Source organism: Streptomyces sp. NPDC088252 (genome assembly GCF_044740965.1).
Lineage (GTDB): Bacteria > Actinomycetota > Actinomycetes > Streptomycetales > Streptomycetaceae > Streptomyces.
In genome coordinates this window covers 27378-50097 of sequence record NZ_JBIURS010000039.1, presented here as the reverse complement: position 1 = coordinate 50097, position 22720 = coordinate 27378, and the positions used below count along the sequence as shown (strand labels likewise).

Annotated in this window: 22 protein-coding genes and 2 pseudogenes; 13 read left to right on the top strand and 11 right to left on the bottom strand. The window is 68.7% G+C overall.

All coding sequences use genetic code 11. The features are described from left to right. From ACIOHC_RS40660 to ACIOHC_RS40645, 4 genes are all read right to left on the bottom strand, one after another. Positions 1-277: IS3 family transposase (locus ACIOHC_RS40660; RefSeq protein ID WP_401846510.1), on the bottom strand; the 277-nt coding region annotated here is incomplete at its 3' end. Next, positions 274-603: a transposase gene (locus tag ACIOHC_RS40655; protein ID WP_266693273.1), complete on the bottom strand. Its 330-nt coding sequence runs from the start codon at positions 601-603 to the stop codon at positions 274-276. The genes ACIOHC_RS40660 and ACIOHC_RS40655, both read right to left, overlap by 4 nt. Positions 604-873: 270 nt before the next feature. Then, positions 874-1170 (bottom strand): DUF4267 domain-containing protein, encoded by a 297-nt coding sequence (locus tag ACIOHC_RS40650; RefSeq protein ID WP_401846509.1) that lies wholly within the window; start codon positions 1168-1170, stop codon positions 874-876. 81 nt (positions 1171-1251) lie between these two features. Next, on the bottom strand, positions 1252-1794 hold the full coding sequence (locus ACIOHC_RS40645; RefSeq protein WP_365694708.1) for a flavoprotein: 543 nt from the start codon (positions 1792-1794) through the stop codon (positions 1252-1254). Positions 1795-1913: 119 nt separating this feature from the next. Here ACIOHC_RS40645 and ACIOHC_RS40640 point away from each other — a divergent pair. The 4 genes and pseudogenes from ACIOHC_RS40640 to ACIOHC_RS40625 form a co-directional block, all read left to right on the top strand. Continuing rightward, positions 1914-2057 (top strand): annotated as a pseudogene (locus ACIOHC_RS40640) (helix-turn-helix domain-containing protein); the annotation flags it as partial. Between the two features lie 250 nt (positions 2058-2307). After that, entirely contained in the window at positions 2308-2769 is a 462-nt protein-coding gene (locus tag ACIOHC_RS40635; protein WP_365694707.1) for a hypothetical protein, read from the top strand. Continuing rightward, positions 2766-3311: a hypothetical protein gene (locus ACIOHC_RS40630; protein WP_365694705.1), complete on the top strand. Its 546-nt coding sequence runs from the start codon at positions 2766-2768 to the stop codon at positions 3309-3311. Before ACIOHC_RS40635 ends, ACIOHC_RS40630 begins: the two co-directional genes overlap by 4 nt. Positions 3312-3340: 29 nt before the next feature. Next, a complete protein-coding gene (locus ACIOHC_RS40625) occupies positions 3341-3673 on the top strand; it encodes a hypothetical protein (protein WP_365694703.1) in 333 nt (110 codons plus the stop codon). A 35-nt stretch (positions 3674-3708) separates the two neighbouring features. On the opposite strand, the gene ACIOHC_RS40620 is transcribed toward ACIOHC_RS40625, so the two are convergent. Then, positions 3709-4536: a methyltransferase domain-containing protein gene (locus ACIOHC_RS40620; protein WP_365694701.1), complete on the bottom strand. Its 828-nt coding sequence runs from the start codon at positions 4534-4536 to the stop codon at positions 3709-3711. Between the two features lie 112 nt (positions 4537-4648). Between ACIOHC_RS40620 and ACIOHC_RS40615 the strand changes: the two genes are divergently transcribed. Beyond that, positions 4649-4909 (top strand): hypothetical protein, encoded by a 261-nt coding sequence (locus ACIOHC_RS40615; RefSeq protein ID WP_365694699.1) that lies wholly within the window; start codon positions 4649-4651, stop codon positions 4907-4909. Between the two features lie 136 nt (positions 4910-5045). Here the strand turns inward: ACIOHC_RS40615 and ACIOHC_RS40610 are convergent, their stop codons facing one another. Continuing rightward, complete coding sequence (locus tag ACIOHC_RS40610; RefSeq protein WP_365694697.1) at positions 5046-5378, bottom strand: hypothetical protein; 333 nt, start codon at positions 5376-5378, stop codon at positions 5046-5048. A 449-nt stretch (positions 5379-5827) separates the two neighbouring features. Between ACIOHC_RS40610 and ACIOHC_RS40605 the strand changes: the two genes are divergently transcribed. Further along, on the top strand, positions 5828-6670 hold the full coding sequence (locus tag ACIOHC_RS40605) for an IS5 family transposase (RefSeq protein WP_401846504.1): 843 nt from the start codon (positions 5828-5830) through the stop codon (positions 6668-6670). Between the two features lie 73 nt (positions 6671-6743). On the opposite strand, the gene ACIOHC_RS40600 is transcribed toward ACIOHC_RS40605, so the two are convergent. The 3 genes and pseudogenes from ACIOHC_RS40600 to ACIOHC_RS40590 form a co-directional block, all read right to left on the bottom strand. Further along, on the bottom strand, positions 6744-7928 hold the full coding sequence (locus tag ACIOHC_RS40600) for a WD40 repeat domain-containing protein (RefSeq protein ID WP_401846501.1): 1185 nt from the start codon (positions 7926-7928) through the stop codon (positions 6744-6746). Between the two features lie 202 nt (positions 7929-8130). Continuing rightward, positions 8131-9597 carry a recombinase family protein gene (locus ACIOHC_RS40595; RefSeq protein WP_351082930.1) on the bottom strand — a complete coding sequence of 489 codons (1467 nt, stop codon included), beginning with the start codon at positions 9595-9597 and terminating at the stop codon, positions 8131-8133. Between the two features lie 39 nt (positions 9598-9636). Then, positions 9637-9777, bottom strand: a pseudogene (locus tag ACIOHC_RS40590) (sphingomyelin phosphodiesterase); the annotation flags it as partial. Positions 9778-10510: 733 nt separating this feature from the next. Between ACIOHC_RS40590 and ACIOHC_RS40585 the strand changes: the two are divergent. The 7 genes from ACIOHC_RS40585 (at position 10511) to rbsD (ending at position 20174) form a co-directional block, all read left to right on the top strand. Then, entirely contained in the window at positions 10511-11473 is a 963-nt protein-coding gene (locus ACIOHC_RS40585) for a hypothetical protein (RefSeq protein ID WP_351082929.1), read from the top strand. Positions 11474-11575: 102 nt separating this feature from the next. Next, positions 11576-13654 carry a PQQ-dependent sugar dehydrogenase gene (locus ACIOHC_RS40580; RefSeq protein ID WP_351082927.1) on the top strand — a complete coding sequence of 693 codons (2079 nt, stop codon included), beginning with the start codon at positions 11576-11578 and terminating at the stop codon, positions 13652-13654. 634 nt (positions 13655-14288) lie between these two features. Continuing rightward, entirely contained in the window at positions 14289-15305 is a 1017-nt protein-coding gene (locus tag ACIOHC_RS40575) for a LacI family DNA-binding transcriptional regulator (protein WP_351082923.1), read from the top strand. Next, a complete protein-coding gene (locus ACIOHC_RS40570) occupies positions 15302-16864 on the top strand; it encodes a sugar ABC transporter ATP-binding protein (RefSeq protein WP_351082921.1) in 1563 nt (520 codons plus the stop codon). Before ACIOHC_RS40575 ends, ACIOHC_RS40570 begins: the two co-directional genes overlap by 4 nt. Next, positions 16854-18827 carry a substrate-binding domain-containing protein gene (locus ACIOHC_RS40565; protein WP_351082919.1) on the top strand — a complete coding sequence of 658 codons (1974 nt, stop codon included), beginning with the start codon at positions 16854-16856 and terminating at the stop codon, positions 18825-18827. The genes ACIOHC_RS40570 and ACIOHC_RS40565 overlap by 11 nt, the downstream gene beginning before the upstream one ends. 40 nt (positions 18828-18867) lie before the next feature. Beyond that, on the top strand, positions 18868-19788 hold the full coding sequence (locus ACIOHC_RS40560; protein ID WP_351082934.1) for a ribokinase: 921 nt from the start codon (positions 18868-18870) through the stop codon (positions 19786-19788). Beyond that, positions 19785-20174, top strand: a complete 390-nt coding sequence (rbsD, locus tag ACIOHC_RS40555; RefSeq protein WP_351082916.1) for a D-ribose pyranase — start codon at positions 19785-19787, stop codon at positions 20172-20174. Before ACIOHC_RS40560 ends, rbsD begins: the two co-directional genes overlap by 4 nt. Before the next feature lie 308 nt (positions 20175-20482). On the opposite strand, the gene ACIOHC_RS40550 is transcribed toward rbsD, so the two are convergent. Further along, the gene (locus ACIOHC_RS40550; RefSeq protein WP_351082914.1) at positions 20483-21595 is read right to left on the bottom strand and encodes an ABC transporter substrate-binding protein; all 1113 of its coding nucleotides are present in this window, start codon (positions 21593-21595) and stop codon (positions 20483-20485) included. 332 nt (positions 21596-21927) lie between these two features. Further along, positions 21928-22560, bottom strand: a complete 633-nt coding sequence (locus tag ACIOHC_RS40545) for a class F sortase (protein ID WP_401846497.1) — start codon at positions 22558-22560, stop codon at positions 21928-21930. Positions 22561-22720 lie beyond the last annotated feature (160 nt).

Sequence of the window (22720 nt, the reverse complement as noted above, 5' to 3'; positions counted from 1 at the left end):
CGACGGTGTTCACCGAGACGCGCCATCCTTCCCGCAGGAGCCTGATCCAGACCTTCGGTGAGCCATAGGTGCCGCCCGAGCCCTCGAAGATCTGCTTGATGGCCTCGGCCAGCTTCCCGCGCCGGACCTCGCGGGTTGTCATGGGCTTGCCGCGCCACTTGTAGAACCAGGACTCCGACACCCCAAGAACCCGGCAGGCCAGGCGGTGCGGGACGTGGTGCTCGGTTTTCTGGTTACCGATGAACGCGGCCAGTGCCGCGGGATCGGACTCGGTCATTTCACCCAGAGGGCCATGCATCGCTTGAAGACATCACGCTCCATCTCCAGCTCCCGGATGCGCTTGTTCTTCTCGCCCATCTCCCGCCGCAGCCGCTCCAGTTCCGCGCGCTCGCTCTCCCGCACCCGCCCGCCACTCTCCGCGGCCGCGGGCCGGTCGGACGATGCCGACCCGTTGCGGCGCCACCGCGAGACCCAGCTGTGCAGCGTGCCCGGATGGACACCGAGCTCCTCAGCGACCTGCGGGATCGGCTTCCCCGTCTCGATCACGATGCGTACAGCACCCTCACGGAACTCGGCGTCGTACGTCCGCTTGTCGGTTCCCATGAACCTCAACTTCCCCTGCAATCACGGACTCCACGTTACGAGGGGAGGGACACCCGCGCCCGCGGGGATGGTCCCGTGGACGAAGTCGCCGCATTTCTCGGCCGGAAATGCTCCCCGCGCCCGCGGGGATGGTCCCGGGCTGAACTACGTCACCGGCCGCCTCGACCTATGCTCCCCGCGCCCGCGGGGATGGCCCCCGCCGTGCCTCACGGCGGCGGCGACGCGCTCGCTGCTCCCCGCGCCGCGGGGATGGCCCTGCCTTTGCGGGTATCACTGTCGTGGTCGTCGCGTAGATCGACCCGGTGTCGAGGCGCTCGGCACGCGCTCGGAGCTGGCGCCCGTGCTTTCGTAGGCCCATGGCTGGGTCCCTCCGTTGACCACCATCAGTGTCGCGGTCGGGCTTTGGACGCCGAGCGCGGTGGCCACGAAGCCGCGGTGGGCCAGCACGGTGGCCATGTCGCCGTACGCGGCGAGGGCCTCCACCAGCAGCACCCAGCCCAGCGCCCGGCGGTGGCCTGTCACCAGCAGGATGCCCAGTACCAGGGCCAAGACGACGTCGCGGCGCACGTGGTGGTTGTCGGTACTGCCAGGAGTGGTGTACGCGTTGGCGGACTGCGGGTGGTCATGGGCTCCTCTCTAACCGGGGTCCTACGAGGCGGGGCTGACAATGGCGTCGACCGTGTCCAGAGCCAGGTGCCAGGGGAAGCCCTCCGGCTGCCGCTCGCCCGGCTGATTCGGCTCGAACCCGCCAGGCCCGTACAGCACCGTCACCCCAGTTCCGCGGAGCGTCTCCACCGATCGGTCGAAAGCAGGGTGCTGCACGTAGGCCGCGTTCACGCACGGCATCGCCACGGTCGGGATCTGCTTCCCGATCGCCTCCGCGACCACCCCGACGACGAACTTGCTCGTCAGGCCGAGGGACCACTCGTTGATCGTGTTGAAGGTGGCCGGCGCGAGCAGGATTGCGGCCGCTGGCGGCCACACATCCGGCTCGCCCGGCATCTTGTACTCGGAGCGCACCGGATGCCCGGTCAGCCGCTCCAGCTTCGGGAGCTGCTCGCCCAGCCACCGAGCCGCTGTCGGCGTCAGTCCGAGGCACACATCCCACCCGCGAGCCTGAGCGTCCGCTATGACCCGGGCCACGTCGAAGACAGGCGGGGCGGCGGATCCGAACAGGTACAGAGTCGTCATGCCGCCATCCGACCACACATGCAACCGCCCCCGAACCGGGGGGAATCGCGGCCGATGCGGGATCCAGCGCGCAGGCGCGCGGGTACCGTTCCGGATGACGAGTCAGGAACGGAGGCAATATGCCCGGACTGGACGACGACCACACAGGCGCCCGGATCAAAGAGCAACGGAAACTTGCCAGGCTGACACAGCGACAGCTGGCCGACCGGCTCCCGTACTCGTACAGCCTCCTCAACCAAGTTGAGTGCGGCGCCAAACCGGCGCACATCGCCCAGCGCGGCCGGTTGGAGGAGATCCGCGACAACCTCGTCGCCCGCATCGCCGAGGCCGAGCGCGAGGGCTGGCTCGGGGAGGTCGAAGGGCTCAGGGTCAGCCTGGCTGGCGCCGAAGACAAGCTTGCTCAGATGGACCGACGAGCTTCCGGCGGTACGGCGATCGACCTCGGCATGCCGCGCATAGCCGCAGCTCAATCCACCCAGGCGGGGGGAACGGCTTCGCTGACACAATCACTGGATGACCAGTAATGACATCCGGTTCGACTGCCAGCGCCGTGGCGACGGCGGCCGGCTCGTGATCGTTCCCCGCATCGACGGAGCACCACTTACCGAGCTGATCGACGGGTTCGAGATCGCCGCCGGGATGCAGCCCGCCGGCGACGCCTACGGCGGTCTGATTCCCGAGTTCTTCCGGTTCGGCCCGATGCAGGATCACTTCCTCGGACGGTCCAGCAACGCGATGGGGCCGAAGACACCCGTTCTCGGTTGTGAATGCGGCGAGTGGGGATGCTGGCCCCTCATGACCCGCATCACCGCGACGACCGACTTCGTGACCTGGGACGCCTTTGAGCAACCGCACCGCAAGGCCCGCGACTATGTGGCATTCGGTCCGTTCCAGTTCGACCGTCACCAATACGATGGCGCCTTGCGGGCCCTGAGCGCGGTGATCGGCTCCGACGTCGACGACACGCGCGCATGAGCGCCACCAGGCGCGGCCTGTTGGGTCAAGGGATGGGGAAGCGGTTCATGGAAAGGTTCGAGACGGAGAGTCTGGCGCTCATGCCTGGCCAGAAGGTGCAGGTCAGGGTCCTCAGCCATCACCCATGGGGTGTTCTCGTTGAGATCGTTGGTTACGAGAACGCCGGTCTGTCGGCCTCTATCGACATGATCCAGCAGTTCTCCCAGACCACTAGCAGCCACGACGAACTACTCGCGCTCTTTCCACCCGTCGGTTCACAGATCGATGCAGTGATCGAGCAAATCCACCGCTGGCATCCGCCGGTATCAGTGCGGCTCACCATCCGACCTGCCGACCTGGAGTCGCTGGTCTGGAGCTGCGACTTCTGTGGTGAACCGATCACGGTGGGCCCAGGTGGAGACGCCCTCGTCCTGGACTCACGCAGCAGCGACGGTCCAGGAAGCCACACCATCATCTCCCACCGGCACTGCCTGGCCGAGCGCATCCGCCCGGAGAACAGCGGAGAGCGGGCGCGAGCATTGAAGATCGGGAAGATGTGCTGAAGTCGTGAGGTTCGCGCCTACCGGAATGGATGAGCTCGACACCTCATTCGGCGGGAACCAGGCGACAGTTCAGAGAAGCCTGTGTCAGATGCTCACTCCTTCGACCCGACACGGCCCAACGGGCACGGCTCGCCGACATCCGTGACAACCTGATCGCCCGCATCGCCGAGGCCGAGCTCGAAGGCTGGCTCGGCGAGGTGGAGGGCCTGCAGGTCAGCCTCGCCGGCGCCCAGGACAAGCTCGCGCAGCTCGACGCCGAGGTGACCCGCCGATCCAATACGGTCAGCCTCGGCATGCTGGCCCTCGGCCAGATCGCCCTCGGTAGGCGGGAGACGAAAGAGTCCTCTCCAACTGCTGATTAGGCCGCGGCCGGTAGTTCAGAGATCGGTCCCTGGCCTCACTCGGCGCGGCGTCCGACCCGCAGGACGCTCAGATATCGGCGTGATGCTCGATCGCCCATCCGCGTGCGGATGCGCTCGGCGATGGCGTCGAGAAGGGGCTCACGGACGTCGCGGTCGAGCCTCCGGTACAGCGACAACGAGCGAAGGTGATCGGCAAAGCCGTCCCCGTTGAACCACTGAACGGTTGGATACCAGCGCACGATCGTTGGGCCGAACAATCCCCCGGGATCGTCGACCAGGCCCCAACCCTCGTCGGTGGTGCGCACGTCGTCCTCCAGCGGCGGATGACCCCAGCCGGGGTTGCCGGGACAGAACCGCTCGTGCAGATCGGCGGTCTCGGCATACACCTCCGGTTCTCCCGGCCGACGGACAACGACGTGGCCGAGCAGCGCCATCCAACCCCCGGGAGAGAGCACGGCGTGCGCCCGCTGCCAGCCAATCGACGGGTCGACCCAGTGCCAAGACGATGCAGCCACGAGAACATCGAAGCGTCGACCGCGGTCGTCCCACTCCTCAAAGGTCGACGTCTCGACTTCGACGTTGTGAAAGGAGGCGATCCGCTGGCGAGCGAGTGCGGCCATGTCCGTGCCCGGCTCAACGGCGGTCACTGAGCATCCGAGCGCTGCCAGCGTGCGCGTCGCCTGACCGGTACCGCAGCCCACCTCCAGCACCGACGACCTTTCGTCCATGCCGGTGATGGCGCCAAGGTCCGCGAACAGTTCGTCGGGGTATCCCGGCCGGACCCGGTCGTAGAGTTCCGGCACCTCGTTGAATACTCGGCCGAGATCGTGTCGATTCGGGCGCATCTGCGGATCATCAGTCACGAACGCACAAGCTACGAGGCTCGTCCACGCAGAGCCACTGGTTTACCGGCGGCCGCTGACCCGCTGCCGCCGGTAGTTCAGAGAAGCCTGCATCCGCTGTCCGGTCCTCCAGGTGGACCCCCGTCAGAAGGCCCGCCTCATCGAGATCATCCAGAACCTTCGCGAACGCATCCGCGAGGCCCGCGCCAACGGCTGGCTCGGCGAGGTCGAGGGACTCCAGGTCAGCCTCGATGCTGCGATGGCCAAGCTCAACAGCCTCAGGCAGGCGCCTACCGACGGCCGACCGCAGCTGGTTGAACTCGGCATGCCGGTATTCACAGACCCTGCATCGCCGCCCCAACCGGAAAAGGGAGAACCCGGGCCCCAGGCCTGACTCCTCAGAAACAACACAACCACCCGCTTGTCCGCCCCGCCTCATGCGGGGCGGACAAGCGGGTGGTCACCCCGATACTGATGTCGCTGAGTGCGAGGCCGCAGCGTCGCCGTGCCACTCGTCTACCGATACTGGATCAGTATGGAAGGTCGCAGGCCCGCTGGGACGTGTTGATCGCTCGACAGTTCGACATCTTGATGTAGTAACGGTCCCAGTCGCCTGTGCCGTTGTTTTTGACGTTGATCTCCACGGACTGGTTCGGCTTGAACCACCACCTGGGCTGGTGCCCGCAGTAACCCAGGTCGTTGAGCTGGAAATTTGGCGTGTGTACGTACTGGTTGTTCTGGTTGTAGCCGCCGACGTTCGCCGTCGAGTAGTAGTAGGCCCCGTCCGTACAGACGACTACCTCATAGTTCCGCTCCGCCGCACTGGCGGTGGGGGCCATAGCTGCAGTGCCAGCGACCATCATCGCTGCTCCTGCTAACGCAGTGAGACGTTTCTCTGCGCGCACGATGTCAAGCCCCTCTCAGGCAAGTTGGCTAGTGTTGTGCAAATTCCACTGTATGAAACAGGATTGTGTCCTTACAGGACATTTTGAGACATGGTCCGGCCCACCGGTCGGTTCAGGGGCGGCGGTCACCGTAAGCAGCCCCTATACCCGCCCGACCTCTCCCCGACCGATCCGCAGCCCTGCCCGTCAGTACGGGCCTACTCACGGTCAGCTGGTCACCGTCGGCTCCTCCACAAACGCGGTCTCACGTGCTCAGGCGACCGCCCGTGATCAATTCCTTAGTCCGGAAAAGAGCAAGCGGACTTAGAGGTCACGCGGATAGGCGCGGTTGGGGATATCGGCGGCAGATCGGGCAACAGTCCCGGTGATCATGGAGTTGCAACGCTCTGTGATCACTGAGGAGACCTGTGCCCGCGCTGCCGTCATGGCTGACCGAACCGCTCTGGGACCAGTTCGCGGTCCTGCTGCCCGCGCGGCCGGAGTACCAGCCGGACCATCCGCTGGGCTGCCACCGCAGGCGTATCAGCGACCGGATCATCTTCGACAAGATGCTGCAACTGCTCCGGTTCGGCTGCTCTTACCAGGCGATCGCCGACACCACCTGCTCGGCGACCACCATCCGCAACCGCCGCGTCGAGTGGATACGACTGGGCGTCTTCGCCGAGTTCAAGCAGATCGCACTCGACTCCTACGACCGGACCGTCGGCCTCGTCCTCGGCCAGATCGCCGTGGACGGCTCCATCACCAAGGCCCCCGGTGGTGGTGAGGTCGCGGGGCGGTCGCCGGTCGACCGCGGCAAACAGGGCCTGAAACGCTCCGGCATGACGGACGGTTACGGCATTCCACTGGGCCGCGTCCTGGCCGGAGCCAACCGCCACGACTCACCACTCCTGGCCCCGACCCTGGACCTGCTGGACGACCTCGGACCCCTGCCCCAGGACATCACCGTCCACCTCGACGTCGGCTACGACTCCGGCAAAACCCGAGCCCTGCTTACCGAACGCGGCCTGTACGGCCGGATCGCACACAAAGGCGAGAAGGCGCCCATCCAGGCAAGCCAGAGGTGGCACGTGGAGCGCACCCACGCCTGGCAGAACGCCTTCCAGCGCCTCGCCCGCTGCTACGAGCGGCGGGCCACCGTCATCCATGCGTTCTTCGATCTCGCCGACACCGTCATCACCGTCCGCAGCCTGATCCGCCGGGCTTGGACAACCCACCGCTGGGACGAACGCCCGCACCGCCGCCCATGAACAGCCGACGCCAGCATGCCCCGGGCGTTGGCCGCTGCGTGGCAGACACCCCGGGTACCGGGCAGAGACCTGGTCAGCAGCGGGTCAACACCGAAACCTCCCAGCCGAACCCCACCACCAGCCGGCCATCCGGAGTAACGGCCACCGCCCACACCGCCGCAGGAAACACCAGCTCCGGTCCGACCTGCCGGCCGGTGGTCAGGTCCCGCACCCGCACCGTCTCATCGCGGCTGCTGGTGACGGCGACCGGGCGGCCGTCCACCACCTCCGTCGCCACCGCACGCACTGTGTCGGTGTGGCCGGTGAGGGGTTCGCCGACGGGTCGGCCGGTGGTCAGGTCCCACACCCGCACCGTCTTGTCGGCGCCGCTGGTGACGGCGACCGGGCGGCCGTCCACCACCTCCGTCGCCACCGCACGCACTGTGTCGGTGTGGCCGGTGAGGGGTTCGCCGACGGGCCGGCCGGTGGTCAGGTCCCACACCCGCGCCGTCTCATCGTCGCTGCCGGTGACGGCGACCGGGCGGCCGTCCACCACCTCCGTCGCCACCGCACGCACTGTGTCGGTGTGGCCGGTGAGGGGTTCGCCGACGGGTCGGCCGGTGGTCAGGTCCCGCACCCGCACCGTCTTGTCGGCGCCGCTGGTGACGGCGACCGGGCGGCCGTCCACCACCTCCGTCGCCACCGCACGCACTGTGTCGGTGTGGCCGGTGAGGGGTTCGCCGACGGGTCGGCCGGTGGTCAGGTCCCACACCCGCGCCGTCTCATCGTCGCTGCCGGTGACGGCGACCGGGCGGCCGTCCACCACCCCCGTCGCCACCGCCCACACTGTGCCGGTGTGGCCGGTGAGGGGTTCGCCGACGGGCCGGCCGGTGGTCAGGTCCCACACCCGCACTTCTCCGTCGGCGCTGCCGGTGACGGCGACCGGGCGGCCGTCCACCACCCCCGTCGCCACCGCCCACACCGAGTCGGTGTGGCCGACGAGTGCCTGCCGGAGGCGGTGGTCGACCATGCCGCCAGTGGCCCACTCCACCCCCCACCCCACACCGGTTCCGCCGCTCACCGGCACTGCGGTGATCCGCGCCGCTAGTTCCCGGTCCCCGTACCGGGCGGCGTCCAACGCCAGCAACTGCCGCCGCACCCCCGCCGTCACGTCACGGTGTAGGTGCGCCGACGCCTGGTACACCGCCCCCGCCAACCGCCCCACAGGCCCCGAAGCCGCATCCACCAGCCCCAGCACCTCACCCGGGTCGGCATTCACCAGAAAACCCGGATCCACCAACCGCCCATCCACCCCGGCAGATCCCTCAACACGCAGATCATCAGACATGGTCCGTATGCAACCACCCCCCACCCCCAACCCACCAAGCGATTTCCGTAGCAAATTACGTAACGTCACTGACGAAGCCCCCAGCAACCCCAGCGGACAAGATTCGCCCCAGACCCGGCAGTCCGCCCCCGCCTCACCAATTCGCGCGAGTTGTTAGCAGCTGACGTCGGGCGCCATCGTCGGGCGCGGCATTCCACTCCGACGCCACCGTCTTACCGGTCGGGCGCGTAACCATGCCTGCCGGGCGGATCGGCACGGCACGCAACCGCTTGATTTCCGCCGTCAGTTCGCTGTACCGAGTGCGGTACCACGCGGCGTCGTCCTCGTCCTCGTACAGCCCTGCCGCACGGTCGTCGCGGAGTCGGTTGCGCGCGGTGAGTACCTCGTCCAGTGCCTCTTCCACCCCGTTGCCCGGGTCGTAGACCGTTTCCATGAATGCGTGATCCCCGAACGTCTCCAGGAACCAACCCGTGACGCTCTCCTCCAAGATCGAAACTTGGATGGTCGGTGAGGGCTGGCAGTTGGACAGCCCCTTGGCCCGCGACTTGCACGTCATGGCGACGGGGAGGCCACTTCGGTACAGACGGAATCCGCAGACGCCACACAGGGCGACGGACGAGAGCAAGTGAGTGCCGGACTGTGCCCGCTTCTGTCGTGGCACCTTCGGCCCCAGCTTCTCCACCAGGGCGTCACGGGTTGCACGGCCCCACAGTCCGGGAGCCACACGGACGGGGAGGCCCTTGTCGTCGATGACGGGGCGCTCCAGGTGCATGAGATAGCCGAGAGCCGCCTCCGACACGAGCATCTTCTTCAGCGCAGCACCGTCCCACGGACCACCCCGCGGCTCCCTGCCGCTCATGACCCGCTCGTGATCCGCAGGGGAGTAGACACACGCCCGAGTGAGCCTGGCTGCCTCGCTGTACTCCGTGATTTCGCCGGTCTCGTCCGACAGGATGCGGCGAGCGACGTCGCGGATGATCTCGCACGCGTTCTCTCTCTCGCGTACGTCAGGCGGCATCTCTTCGCCCCGGTCCAGGGCCACATGATCGATGCCCGCCTTCGGGTGGAGGCGCACGTACCGGTATCCGTACGCGTGCTTTCCCCGCTTGCGCCCTTGGTTCCGGGCCTTCGTCGTCTCGTCCCGGTTGCGCCCTTGCGTTGCGCGTAGTTCACGCTGTGCGCCCCATGCCTCCATGATGAAGCGGTCTTCGTCGACGGGATCTGACAGGTCCCACGGCCCGACATGGCCGTACGTGACGAGTAGCTTGCCTTCATCGCGCATCCTGAATCCGGTGTTCAGGCAGTCGACGAGGCTCCGCCCGATGCGGTCAACGGCTGCGCCGGCCACACCGTCATAGGGGCCTCGCTCGATACGCAGCCATGGACCAAGCTGAGGGCGGTCCAGGGGGTTTGTGGCTCCGGAGATCTCCCAGTCGTCCGCCCACGCAATGACGTACCCGCCTACGCTGGCTACGGCTGACAGCACATTGTCCCGTTGACGTGCGGGTGACCACGTCGCATCGGACTTCCGTGACAGTCGGCGTACGGCTACGAAGCACTTCCCGCACCCGTCATACGGACGTTCCTCAGCGTGGTTCATCCCGCCCCCTCGTCAGTACAGTTAGGCCATAGTGCCGATGAGGAACGTGTTGTACGTGAGCACCCGCAGGGACGGGACGTCGGCCGCCGATGCCTGAGGGACGTTGGCGATCAGTGTGACGGCGGCGAGCGCGGCGGACAGGGTCACGCCGGAGGTGCGGCGGAGCGCGGTGGGCGGCACGGTGGTCTCCTGCTTCTGCTGACGGGGGGTGGAACAGGCGACACACATCCAATCAGCGGGAGTTACCCATGGGTAGACGTCGGATGCCGGGACTCTTTCCATAGGCGTACCGACGAACGAACCTTGGTCGGTGCGGATGTATGCGTGCGGCTCACGGCCCGGTTGTGCAGGTGTGAAGGCATGGGGTGGACGCTGTTGGTGGACCGTGGTGGGCCGTCGGTATGGGGCTTGGACGTCTCGGTCCGGCAAAGTCCCCACCCGCAGATGCACTTTGAACAACGTGACGTCGTGGTAGGCCGCGAGGGTGCCCTTTCGTTTCGCCCGTAGCGCGCGTCCGGCCGGGAGTGGTCGTGATCGGCGCCGTGGGCAACTGGTGCATTTCGGCGCTGACTTGCGGCGGGGGGCTGATGCGGTCCGTCGTGAGCCGGCGTCTGTGCGGTCGCACATCGGGCCGCTTAGCCCACCCGTCGTACCCGCCCCGACTGCGGGCGAGCAGCTCGTACATCGCGGTGAGCCGACGGTGTCTGCGTTCCGGCGGCTCGCTCGCGGGTTGCGTTCTGGTGCGCGAGGGGGTTTGCGCCGCCGCGGAAAGGTGCGCAAAAAATTGGCGAGTACACGCCCATTGTCAGGGCTGTCGCGAGGGAGTTACATGGTCGTTGCACGCGGACGAAAGCGCTTTCTGTCGACCGGGACACCCCGGTCGGCCGTCCCTTCGCTGCCGCTGGGAGGCTGAATGACACCGCCCCGCACCAGACGCTACTCACTCGCCGTCGCCGCGCTCGCCGCGACCGCCTCGCTCGCCGCCGCCACGTTTCCTGCCCAGGCGGCCCGCCCATCGACCGCTCACACACCGCTGCGGGCCCAGGCCGTGGCGGCGTACGACTTCGGACACCCGGACCCCACCGACCCCGGTCGCGAGCGGGACATCGGACGTTCCGGCACCACGCTCAGCCTGATCAACGGCGGTTCCGCGATGCGCGTGGCCGACGAGGCGTACCCGGGCGCTTCACCCGCCCTGCAAGTACGCCAGCAGAATCCGGCCACCGCGGGCAACGACGACTGGAAGGCCGGGGCCTGGGACGCCGAGGGCATGGCGTCCCTCGGGGCCTTCAACAGTGCCCGGGGCGCCACCGTCATGGGCTGGTTCAAGATGACGGGCGACAATCCCGCCCTCAACTCCAACACGGCCGACCCGGGCGACCGCTACAACGCGATCGGGCTGGCCGGCGTACTGTCCGGAACCTCTGACGGTCACGCGGTGCGGGCTTTGCTCGAACTCATCCAGGTAAACGGTGAGTTGAAGCTGGTCGCGCTGGGCAGGCGCCTGGACGGCGGCGCCTCCCAGACCTTCGCCGCCGACGCCCCCTGGGAAGAACTGCTGCCCCTCGGTGAATGGGTCCACCTGGCTGCGACATTCGACTTCCGTGACGGCACCCTCGCCCTCTACCGCGGCGGCAAGCCCCTGGACGGGTTCTACGTCACGCCGGGCGACCCCTGGGAATTCGCCACCACGCCTGCGCCCCACCGCGCCTCGCCCACCGATCCCCGCGGCATCAAGATCGGCGGGAGCTTTCCCCAGAACACCCGGGAGAGCAATGCCTGCGACTGCCGCATGGACGACCTCCTTTTCCTGGACCGCCCGGTGCCGGCCGGAGCGGTGGCGGCGGAGTACCGGCGCATGACGCGGGGCCACTGAACGTTCTCGTCCTCGGATCGTCCTTTCCTCACCTCCTTGTCGCGCCAGCCCGAAGGGATCCGCATGGCCTCACGACGTACATACCGAAAGAGCTGGGCGGCCGTGGCCGTTGTCGCAGCCCTCGCTGTCGGCGGTCTCGCCGCGCCCTCCCACGCCGACGAGCCCGCCGCAACGAAAACCGCCCTGACCGACCCCATTCCGCAGAAGCCCGTCCAGTCCAGGACAGGCCTCGTCCTGCAGGAGTTCGCGCAGTTCCCCGAGTCGGAACCCGTCCCGACGCCGACGGATCCGCGTCTGGTGCGCCACGCCCGGATCAACACCATCAATGAACTTCCCGACGGCTCGGGCCGGATGGCGACGCCCGACCTCAACGGCACCCTTTACCTCACCGACCCCGGCGCCGCGACGCGGAAGTCCGGGGGCACCCCGCACCCCTACCTGGACGTCAAGGCGGCGTTCCCGCACTTCTTCTCGGGCCGGGGTCTCGGTCAGGGTCTCGGGTACGCAGCATTCCACCCGGACTTCGCAGCGAACGGGCGGTTCTACACCGTCCACACCGAACTCGCCTCGCAGGCCACCGAGATCCCCGATTACCAGCAGGCGGGCACACTCACTTATCACGGCATCGTCACCGAGTGGACCGCCGACGACCCCTCCGCGGCCGTCTTCCACGGCACCCGTCGCGAAGTGCTGCGGATCGGCTTCTCCGGCCAGGTCCACGGCATTCAGCAGATCGACTTCAACCCGACGGCCAAGCCCCACGACAAGGACTACGGCCTCCTCTACCTCGCGGTGGGCGATGGAGGGCAGGGTGTCGGCAACAGCGAGCCGCAGAACCTGACACTCCCGCACGGCAAACTCCTGCGGATCGACCCCGCGGGTCGTGACAGCGCCAACGGCCGGTACGGCATCCCCGCGTCCAACCCGTTCGTCGGTGAGCCCGGTTCCCTCGGGGAGATCTACGCCATCGGCATGCGGGACCCGCACCGCTTCAGCTGGGACGCGGGAGGCAGCCACCGTATGTATCTCGGTCACATCGGCGAGCACGCCATCGAGTCGGTGTACGAGGTCAAGGCCGGTGACAATTTCGGCTGGAGCGAGCGCGAGGGCCCCTTCGTGTTCGACAAGGAGGCCACCGATCCGTGCTCCCGTATCCTCCCCCTCCCCGCCGATGACGCCCAGTACGGCTACACCTACCCGGTCGCCGCCTACGACCACGACCCGGGGCCCGACTGGAACTGCCGGTCCGACGTGGGCCGCGCCATCGCCGGAGGCTCCGTCTACCGGGGCAAGGACGCGCCGGCGCTGCGCGGAAAGTACATCTTCGGCGACCTCGTGGACGGCCGGATCCTGGCCGCGGACACCCGCGACATGCGCCGCGGCGCCGAGCTCGCGCCGCTTGAGCAACTGATGCTCTTCGACAAGTCCACCGGGAAGACGGTCACCATGCGCGACCTCGCCGGGGACCAACGTGTCGACCTGCGCTTCGGCTCCGACCGCAGCGGCGGCCTGTACATCGTCTCGAAGGCCAACGGCAAGGTCTGGAAGGTGACCGGGACCCGCACCTTCGCCGACTGCGAGGTCGGCAACACCCCCACCACCCACACCACCGGCCCCGACAACTGGGCGCCGGTCACCCCGGCCAAGTGGGCCTACACCGAACGCGAGACGATCCTGGCCGAGCCGGGCGTCGCCCGCCCCGGGCCGCGGCGTCCCTTCGAGTACGCCGTCCTGACCGCCGGCCCGCGCCATTCCTCCGTCACCGTCGAGGCGGAGGTGCGGATCGACACCCCCGTCGAGATCACCAACCGTGACGTCATTCTCATCTGGGACTATCAGTCGGACACCCGATACCAGTACGCGCACCTGTCGAGCGACAACAGCATCTACCCGCACAACGGTATGTTCACGGTCGACGACGCCGACCGGCTGCGCATCGACGACCAGTGGAACGGCACCGTCGGCGCGCCTCCGGCGATCAAGGACGACGGATGGCACAAGGTGCGTCTCACCCACTGTGCCGACACCGGTGAGACCGCCGTCTACCTGGACGGCAGCCGCAACCCCCTGATCACCGCCACCGACCCGGTCTTCGCCTCGGGGCGGGTGGGCTTCGGATCCTTCGACAACACGGGCCGCATCCGTCACCTGAAGGTGACGGGCACTCCGGCCGACGACTGACCTCGCGGGAGCGGGCCGACACCATCGGCCCACTCCCGCGCCGTCACGCCGTCCGCATCCGTTCAGCGGACCCGTCGTGCGACGACGCCCAGGCCGACGGTCACTCACAGCCGCTGACTGTCGCTGTCGAGGCTCCATGCGGGATCGGCCCCTTCACGGGTGCCGCTACGCATGTCGGCGGAATTCAGGCTTCGGGTGCCACCATGCTGTGGGCACCTGTGTGAGCAGTGCGCCCGGCCCCGACCATCCGCGGAATCGTGTCGTATGGAAGCGGGTGTCCATCGGCTGCCGGAGTCCGGCCTGTTCGCCCTCAGGCCCCTCACGGCCCCTAGCGGCCTGTTCGCACTCCATCCTGTCGCGGCCCGTCGCGGCCTCTCCGCCCCCGGTCTCTCTCCCCGGCCCCTCCCGACCGCCCCGTTCCTTCGGACCCGCGGGCAGTGGAGCCGACGTCCTCGACGCCGCCTGGCAGAGGCTTCGCGTGACGCGCCCCACTTTGGTCACGATCCGGTCTCGGACGTTCAAGAGGGGCTTGTTTTCAGCCATGTAATCGTTTCCAATCGTCGTTGTAATCGATTCCACGGCGCTGAGCTGCTGGTTTCGAGGCTTACGGAAACCACAAGGAGGTGGTCCGGAAATGGCGAGCATCAAGGATGTCGCGGCCGAGGCGGGAGTGTCCGTCGCCACGGTCTCCCGCGTTCTCAACAGCCATCCCTCCGTCAGCCCCGACGCGCGCAGACGCGTCCTCGCCGCTGTCGACTCCCTCGGATACCGGCCCAACGCCGTGGCCCGATCGCTGCGCACCGATCAGACGCGCACCCTCGGCCTGGTCATCAGTGACGTACTCAACCCGTACTTCACCGAACTGGCCCGCTTCGTCGAGGAAGAGGCCCGCGCGCTCGGCTACAGCGTCATCATCGGGAACGCCGACGAACGGCCCGACCTGCAGGAGCATCACGTCCGGACGCTCCTCGACCGCAGGATCGACGGACTCCTCGTCTCCCCGGCCGACGGAAGCTCCCCGCTCATGCAGGGGCCGGGCGACAGCGGCACGCCGATGGTCTTCGTGGACCGCTGGATCGAGGGCGTGGACGTCCCCGTGGTGCGCGCCGACGGCCGCGACGCCATCCGGGACCTGGTCGCCCACCTGCACCGTCTCGGTCACCGCAGGCTCGCCATCATCGCGGGCCCGGCAGCCACCACCACGGGCAACGAGCGGGTCGACGCCTTCCGCGAGGCGCTGCGCGAGCACGGGCTCGCGCTGCCCGACGCCTACATCGGCCAGGGCGACTTCCGGGCGGACAGCGGGCGCCGCGTCACCGAACGCTTCCTGGCCCTTCCCGAACCGCCCGAGGTCGTGTTCGCCGCCGACAACCTGATGGCGCTCGGCGCGCTGGACGCGATCCGCGCGCACGGGCTGAGCGTCCCGCAGGACATCGGGCTGGCGGCCTTCGACGACATCCCGTGGTTCGTGCACACCGCCCCTCCGATCACGGCGATCGCCCAGCCGACCGGAGAGCTCGGCCGTTCCGCCGTGCGCGCGCTGGTCGACCTCATCGAGGGACGGACCCCCCAGTCCGTGACCCTTCCCGCCCGTCTCGTCGTACGCAGTTCCTGCGGCGAACACGCTTCGAACCGGAGGAGCAGCCTGTGAGCACCCAGGACGAGTTGCTGCGCATCGAAGGCGTACGCAAGACCTTTCCCGGCGTGGTCGCCCTCGACAGCGTCGACTTCGACCTGCGGAGCGGCGAAGTGCATGTCCTGCTCGGTGAGAACGGAGCGGGAAAGAGCACCCTCATCAAGATGCTCTCCGGTGCCTACCGCCCCGACAGCGGCCGGATCTTCGCCCAGGGGCGTGAGGTCCGCATCCACGGGGCACAGGACGCCGAACGGCTCGGAATCGCCACGATCTACCAGGAGTTCAACCTGGTACCCGATCTCACCGTCGCCGAGAACATCTTCCTCGGCCGGCAGCCGCGCCGCCTCGGGATGATCGACCGGCGCCGCATGGAGGCGGACGCCGAGGTGTTGCTGCACCGTGTCGGCCTGCACGTCTCGCCGAAGGCCAAGGTGCGCGAACTGGGCATCGCCCGGCTGCAGATGGTGGAGATCGCCAAGGCGCTCAGCCTCGAAGCACGCGTGCTGATCATGGACGAGCCGACGGCGGTACTCACGTCCGAGGAGGTCGAGAAGCTCTTCCGGATCGTGCGGCAGCTGCGCGAAGAGGGCGTGGGCATCATCTTCATCACCCACCACCTCGAAGAGATCGCGGCGCTCGGCGACCGGGTCACGGTGCTGCGCGACGGCCGCAGCATCGACCAGGTACCCGCCTCGACCCCCGAGGCGGAGCTCGTACAGCTCATGGTGGGCCGCAGCATCGAGCAGCAGTACCCGAGGGAGCGCCCGCAAGCGGGAGACCCCCTGCTCGCCGTGCGCGGTCTGACCCGCAACGGCGTCTTCCACGACGTCAGTTTCGACGTGCGGGCGGGCGAGGTCGTCGGCCTCGCCGGTCTCGTCGGCGCCGGACGCACCGAGGTCGCGCGTGCCGTGTTCGGCGCGGACCCCTACGACGCGGGCACCGTCGACGTACGGGGCCGGCGGCTGGCCAAGTACGACGTGACCGCGGCCATGGGCGCCGGGATCGGTCTCGTGCCCGAGGACCGCAAGGCACAGGGGCTGGTGCTCGATGCCTCCGTGCAGGAGAACCTCGGCCTGGTCACCCTGCGCTCGGCGAGCCGCTCCGGGCTCGTGGACCTCAAGGGACAGCGCACGGCCGCCGCCCGGATCGCCGAACAGCTCGGGGTACGGATGGCGGGCCTCGGCCAGCACGTCCGCACGCTCTCCGGCGGCAACCAGCAGAAGGTCGTCATCGGCAAGTGGCTGCTCGCCGACACCCGGGTACTGATCCTCGACGAACCGACCCGCGGCATCGACGTGGGCGCCAAGGTCGAGATCTACCAGCTCATCAACGAGCTGACGGCCTCCGGCCACGCCGTTCTGATGATCTCCAGCGACCTGCCCGAAGTCCTCGGCATGAGCGACCGGGTGCTGGTCATGGCCCAGGGCCGCATCGCCGGGGAACTCCCCGCGCACGAAGCGACCCAGGACGCGGTGATGGCGCTCGCCGTCAGCGCCGCCCCCACAACGACTCCCGCAACAACTCCGGCAACGACGCCGGCTGTGAACGAAGAGGAGAGCCCCCGTGGCCACTGACACGCTCAAGAGCGATTCGGGCGCGAGTGGCGCCGCAGGACGCACGATCCGCCGCCTCCTGCTCGACAACGGCGCCCTCAGCGCCCTGGTCGTCCTGCTGGTGGCGATGTCGCTGCTCTCCGGCGACTTCCTCACCACCCAGAACCTGCTGAACGTCGGTGTGCAGGCCGCCGTCACCGCGATCCTCGCGTTCGGCGTCACCTTCGTCATCGTCTCTGCGGGCATCGACCTGTCCGTGGGCTCGGTCGCCGCGCTCTCCGCGACCGTGCTGGCCTGGTCGGCGACCTCGGAGGGCGTACCCGTCTGGCTGGCGGTCGTCCTGGCCGTCGCCACGGGCATAGCCTGCGGCTTCGTCAACGGCGCCCTCGTCTCGTACGGCAAACTGCCGCCGTTCATCGCGACACTGGCCATGCTCTCCATCGCGCGCGGTCTGTCCCTGGTCATCTCCCAGGGCAGCCCGATCGCCTTCCCCGACTCGGTCTCCGTCCTCGGTGACACGCTCGGCGGCTGGCTGCCCGTCCCGGTCCTCGTCATGGTCGCCATGGGCCTGATCACGGCACTGATCCTGGCCCGTACCTACATCGGCCGCTCGATGTACGCGATCGGCGGCAACGAGGAGGCGGCCCGCCTCTCCGGACTGCGCGTCAAGCGCCAGAAGCTGGCCATCTACGCCCTGTCCGGGCTCTTCGCCGCAGTCGCGGGCATCGTCCTCGCGTCCCGTCTGACCTCCGCCCAGCCGCAAGCCGCGCAGGGGTACGAGCTCGACGCGATCGCCGCGGTCGTCATCGGCGGCGCCAGCCTGGCCGGCGGCGTCGGCAAGGCGTCCGGCACCCTGATCGGCGCGCTCATCCTCGCCGTGCTGCGCAACGGACTCAACCTCCTGTCCGTCTCGGCCTTCTGGCAGCAGGTCGTCATCGGTGTGGTCATCGCCCTCGCGGTGCTGCTGGACACACTGCGCCGCAAGGCCGGTGCCAAGGCCGCCCCGTCGACCGGTTCCTCCGGTGCCCCGGGCTCGCCGGGATCCGGCCGCAAGGGAGCCGGAGCGGTGAAGTTCGGGATCGCCGCGCTCTGCGTGGCCGTCGTCGTGGGCGGGGTGTCGTACCTCAACCACGGCTCCTCCGGCGGGAACACCAAGGTGGGCATGTCGCTCTCCACGCTCAACAACCCGTTCTTCGTCCAGATGAAGGCGGGCGCGCAGGCGGAGGCGAAGGCGGACGGGGTCGACCTCACCGTCACCGACGCGCAGAACGACGCGTCGCAACAGGCCAACCAGATGCAGAACTTCACGAGCTCCGGAGTGAAGTCCATCATCGTGAACCCGGTGGACTCCGACGCGGCGGGCCCCGCCGTCCGGAGCGCCAACCAGGCGGACATCCCGGTGATCGCCGCGGACCGAGGCGTCAACAAGGCGAAGACCGCGACGCTGGTGGCCTCCGACAACGTCGCGGGAGGCAGGCTCGCGGCGAAGGCGCTGGCCGACAAGCTCGGCGGCAAGGGCGACATCGTCATCCTGCAGGGCACCGCGGGCACCTCGGCCAGCCGGGAGCGCGGAGCGGGCTTCGCCGAAGGACTCAAGGCGTACCCCGGCATCAAGGTCGTGGCCAAGCAGCCCGCGGACTTCGACCGCACCAAGGGCCTGGACGTCATGACCAACCTGCTCCAGTCCCACCCCGATGTCACCGGTGTCTTCGCCGAGAACGACGAGATGGCGCTCGGCGCGGTCAAGGCACTCGGCAGCAAGGCGGGAACGTCCGTGTCCGTCGTCGGATTCGACGGAACCCCGGACGGCCTGAAGGCGGTTGCGGCGGGCACGCTGTACGCCTCCGTGGCTCAGCAGCCGAGGGAACTGGGCAGGATCGCCGTGCAGAACGCGGTGAAGGCCGCCGAGGGCAAGAAGGTCGACAGCACGGTGAAGGTGCCGGTCAAGGTCGTCACCGAGAAGAACGTCGCCGACTTCTCCTGAGCGGGACCCGAGCACTGTCCGACCACGGAAAGCAGGAATGATGCACGAGAACGACCACGACCGGTACGACCTGCTGGTCGTGGGGTCGGCCAATGCCGACCTGGTCATCGGTGTCGAACGCCGCCCCGCCGCCGGTGAGACCGTGCTCGGCTCCGATCTGGCCGTCCACCCGGGCGGCAAAGGCGGGAACCAGGCGGTCGCCGCCGCCCGTCTCGGGGCCCGCACCGCCCTGCTCGCCCGGGTCGGCGACGACGCCCACGGCCGCCTGCTGCTGGACTCGCAGCGGGCGGCGGGAGTCGACACGAGTGGCGTGCTCGTGGGCGGGGCACCGACCGGAGTCGCGCTGATCACCGTGGACCCCTCGGGCGACAACAGCATCGTGGTGTCGCCCGGGGCCAACGGCCGGCTGACCCCCGAGGACATCCGGGCGGCCGGGCCCCTCTTCGAGGCGGCCCGGGTCGTCTCCGTGCAGCTGGAGATCCCGCTGGACACCGTCGCCGAGGTGGCGGGTGCAATGTCACCCGGCACCCGGCTGGTACTGAACCCGTCCCCGCCCGCGCCCCTGCCCGACTCCGTGCTCGCCGCCTGCGACCCCTTGGTGGTCAATGAGCACGAGGCGCGCTACATACTGGGGGAGGCCGCTGGCACCACGCCCCGGGAGTGGGCGCGAGGACTGCTGAAGCTCGGCCCGCGGTCGGTCGTGGTCACGCTGGGCGCGGCGGGCGCGCTCGTCGCCGACGGTCGTACGGGTGACGTCGTACCCGTGCCGAGCCCCAAGGTCGAGGCTGTGGACACGACGGGGGCGGGCGACGCGTTCACCGCCGCTCTGGCCTGGCGCCTGGGTCTGGGCGAGGAGCTCACCGAAGCTGCGGCCTTCGCCGTCAGGGTGGGCGCGGCGGCCGTCACCAGACAGGGCGCGCAGGCGTCGTTCCCGACCGCAGAGGAAGTCTCCCGGCCGTGAAGAAGAAGGGAGTTCTCAACCGCCATCTCGCCGGCGCGCTGGCGGAGTTGGGCCACGGCGACGGCGTACTGATCTGCGACGCGGGCATGCCCATTCCGGCCGGTCCCAGGGTGGTCGACCTGGCCTTCCGGGCCGGTGTCCCGTCGTTCGCCGAGGTACTCGACGGGCTGCTGGACGAACTGGTGGTGGAGGGCGCGACGGCGGCGCACGAGGTCCGGAAGGCCAACCCGGAGGCCGCACGGCTCCTGGACGAGCGCCTCCCGCAACTCGCCCACGTACCGCACGACGAACTCAAGGTGCTCTCGGCGGGCGCCCGGTTGGTGGTACGGACCGGGGAGGCGCGGCCGTACGCGAACGTGCTGCTGCGCTGCGGGGTCTTCTTCTGACAGAGGCCGCGAGACACCGGGCACCGCTGCGACGGAGCTGTGCCGGGAATGGAGCCGGATCACCGCCCTGGCCGAAGGCGCTGGCCTGCAAGCTGTTGGTGATCGCGGAGAGGTGTTCGCGGGCGAGTGCTCCGCACTGACGGGCGCCACGCCGGACGGCATCCGGCCCGCGCCAATGGGCCGTGACCTGCCGCAGGCCTGGACCGGACCCGCCCTCCATGCTGGAGAGGTCTTCGGCCTGGATGTCCACGGTGTCGATGGACAGGCTCAGGTTCGGACAGATCCGGGCATTCGGACCCTGTGCTCTCTCAGCCGACGTGAAGGATCCGAAAGCGATCGGGTTCCGCCGGGTCTCGATCAACGACTTGGACCGGCGGCCAAGCCCATTGCCAAACGTTGATGCCTGGCGTGCGGGAGAACTGGATCCGCCCGCGGGTGCCCTCGACCGCAACGCGCGGCCAGGAATTGGCGGTGCGCGCCCCGTCCTCGCCGTGAGAACGCAGCACATCGGCGAGGACGGCGATCGTGTCGTAGCCCTCGAAGGCGACGAAGGACGGCGCTTCGGCCAGCCGCTCGCGGAGGTCCGTCTCGACTTGTGCACCGAGTGGGCTGAGGCGCTCGGGCAGGTAGCGCAAGAACGGGATCGCGGCGCTGTCGTCGCCCAGCAACGTCTCCCATTCGGCGAACTCCGGTTGCCCGGCCGGAGCACCGATCATGATCTCGGCGAGGCGCCGGTCGTGGCGGACAGACTTGACGATCGGCACTGCCGGCTCCGGGTGGCCGACCAGAAGAAGGAGGGCTGTCGCGCGGCTGTCGACGAGTTCGTCGCACACGGCCGTGGGGGTGAGCGCGCGCACGTCGAGTTCGATGAGGGTGCCGCCGCGCGGGGCGAGATGGTCCCGCAGAATGCGGGCCCCGGATGCCCAGTAGGCACCCGAATCCGCTGCCACGGCGATTCGGCTGTGGCCCGCGTCGAGGAGGAAGTCCGCGTAGATCCGCCAGCCGTGGGACTGCGCCGGGGCGAGGCGCGCGACCCATTCCGTCGGCTGTTCGGTGAGCGTGTCGAGAACCGCTGACGAGCAGAGGAACGGCAGGCCCAGGGCGTCGGCCCTGGTGGCGGCGGCGCGAGCGACGACGCTGTGATACTCACCCGCCAAGGCGGCCACGCCGAGGCGAGCCAATTCATCCACGGCCGCCGCGGCCCTCTGCGGATCAGCCGCGGTGTCTCGGACCACCAGCTCAAGTGGTCTTCCGACGATCCCGCCGGCGTCATTCACTTCGCGCACGGCCAGTTCGAGTCCAGCGAGCAAGTGTTGGCCCGCCTCGACCCAGCCAGGGCGAGTCAGCGGAACGAGAGCGCCGATCCGGACGGATGATCCGTCAGTCCGTCCCGCTCCAGGCGAAGGTGGTGGCGTAGTCATGCGTCGGCGTCTCCCGTGTGGCGATTCGGTTGCACTCTGCCCGGACAGCGGAGTGGCAAGGCCCGGTAGTACGCGTTCATCTCGTCCCGCCGTGGCGGGCGCACCCGGGTGACCATGCCGGACATTGCATCCACCACCATCGCCAACAAGCAACCGATTATTTGTTCGCTGGGATGCCGGGCTTCAACAAGCCTTGGCGCGCTCAAGCGATCAGCGCATCAACGCTGTTCAGGAGTTCGGATTTGACCGCTGACGGGCTCCGGTATCCGTGGACCGCGCGAGGGCGGTCACGATGGCCTTGTGTTCGGCCATCTCCCGGGTGCCGGTCGCCGTCAGCTCCGAGTGGCGTACACGATGAGGTTGTCGACAGGGTGGCCCTGCGCGTCGAAGGCGCCGTCGCAGGTGATGAGGCGCAGTACGCGTTCGTCGGTGGCGCCGTAGACCTTCTCGGTCGGGAAGGTCTTCTTGCTGACGGTCTCGGTGCCGGTGACCCGGAAGTGGAGCTCCGCTCCCCGGTCGTTGCGGATCGCGATGTCAGCACCCTTACGGATTGTCTTCAGGTCGTGGAAGACGGCTCTGCCGAAACGGGTGTCGTTGTGTCCGATGAGGACCGCGGCGCCACGCTCGCCCGGGGCGGCGCCACCGGTGTACCAGCCGGCCGTCATGCCCTTCTCGGCGGGTGGGACCTGGACGGTGCCGTCCTTGTTCAGACCCAGCCGCATCAGCGGGCTGTTCACCCCGATCGAAGCAATGCTGAGCTGGACGGGGGCCGCTGCGGGCTCGGACCCTCCGGGCTTTCCGGTGCCGTCGGGACCGGCGTCCTTCGCGGATTCCCGAGGAGCACTCACCCTGCCGCCCGGTGTGTCGGACGCGGCGTCCACGGCGTCGGAGGAGCAACCGGTGAGGACGAGACAGACGACCACCGGAAGTGCGGCGCGCCAGAACGGGGGAGGCGTGGGGGACATGAGGGCTCCAGATCGGGACGGAGATCGGCAGTGGCGGCGCCCCCGGGGGGGGGGGGCCCCCCCCGGGGGGGGGGGGGGGGGGGGCCGGGGGGGGGGGGGGGGGCGCGGGGGGGGGGGGGGAAAGCGGCCCAAAAAGAAACCCCCCCGCCGGAACCCCCCC

What these genes read in the sequence shown, in the direction of transcription:
- ACIOHC_RS40655 (WP_266693273.1), bottom strand. Translation starts at nt 603, where the DNA reads ATGGGAACCGACAAGCGGACGTACGACGCCGAGTTCCGTGAGGGTGCT.
- ACIOHC_RS40645 (WP_365694708.1), bottom strand. Translation starts at nt 1,794, where the DNA reads ATGACGACTCTGTACCTGTTCGGATCCGCCGCCCCGCCTGTCTTCGAC.
- ACIOHC_RS40635 (WP_365694707.1), top strand. Translation starts at nt 2,308, where the DNA reads ATGACCAGTAATGACATCCGGTTCGACTGCCAGCGCCGTGGCGACGGC.
- ACIOHC_RS40630 (WP_365694705.1), top strand. Translation starts at nt 2,766, where the DNA reads ATGAGCGCCACCAGGCGCGGCCTGTTGGGTCAAGGGATGGGGAAGCGG.
- ACIOHC_RS40625 (WP_365694703.1), top strand. Translation starts at nt 3,341, where the DNA reads ATGAGCTCGACACCTCATTCGGCGGGAACCAGGCGACAGTTCAGAGAA.
- ACIOHC_RS40610 (WP_365694697.1), bottom strand. Translation starts at nt 5,378, where the DNA reads ATGATGGTCGCTGGCACTGCAGCTATGGCCCCCACCGCCAGTGCGGCG.
- ACIOHC_RS40595 (WP_351082930.1), bottom strand. Translation starts at nt 9,597, where the DNA reads ATGAACCACGCTGAGGAACGTCCGTATGACGGGTGCGGGAAGTGCTTC.
- ACIOHC_RS40585 (WP_351082929.1), top strand. Translation starts at nt 10,511, where the DNA reads ATGACACCGCCCCGCACCAGACGCTACTCACTCGCCGTCGCCGCGCTC.
- ACIOHC_RS40575 (WP_351082923.1), top strand. Translation starts at nt 14,289, where the DNA reads ATGGCGAGCATCAAGGATGTCGCGGCCGAGGCGGGAGTGTCCGTCGCC.
- ACIOHC_RS40560 (WP_351082934.1), top strand. Translation starts at nt 18,868, where the DNA reads ATGCACGAGAACGACCACGACCGGTACGACCTGCTGGTCGTGGGGTCG.
- ACIOHC_RS40550 (WP_351082914.1), bottom strand. Translation starts at nt 21,595, where the DNA reads ATGACTACGCCACCACCTTCGCCTGGAGCGGGACGGACTGACGGATCA.
- ACIOHC_RS40545 (WP_401846497.1), bottom strand. Translation starts at nt 22,560, where the DNA reads ATGTCCCCCACGCCTCCCCCGTTCTGGCGCGCCGCACTTCCGGTGGTC.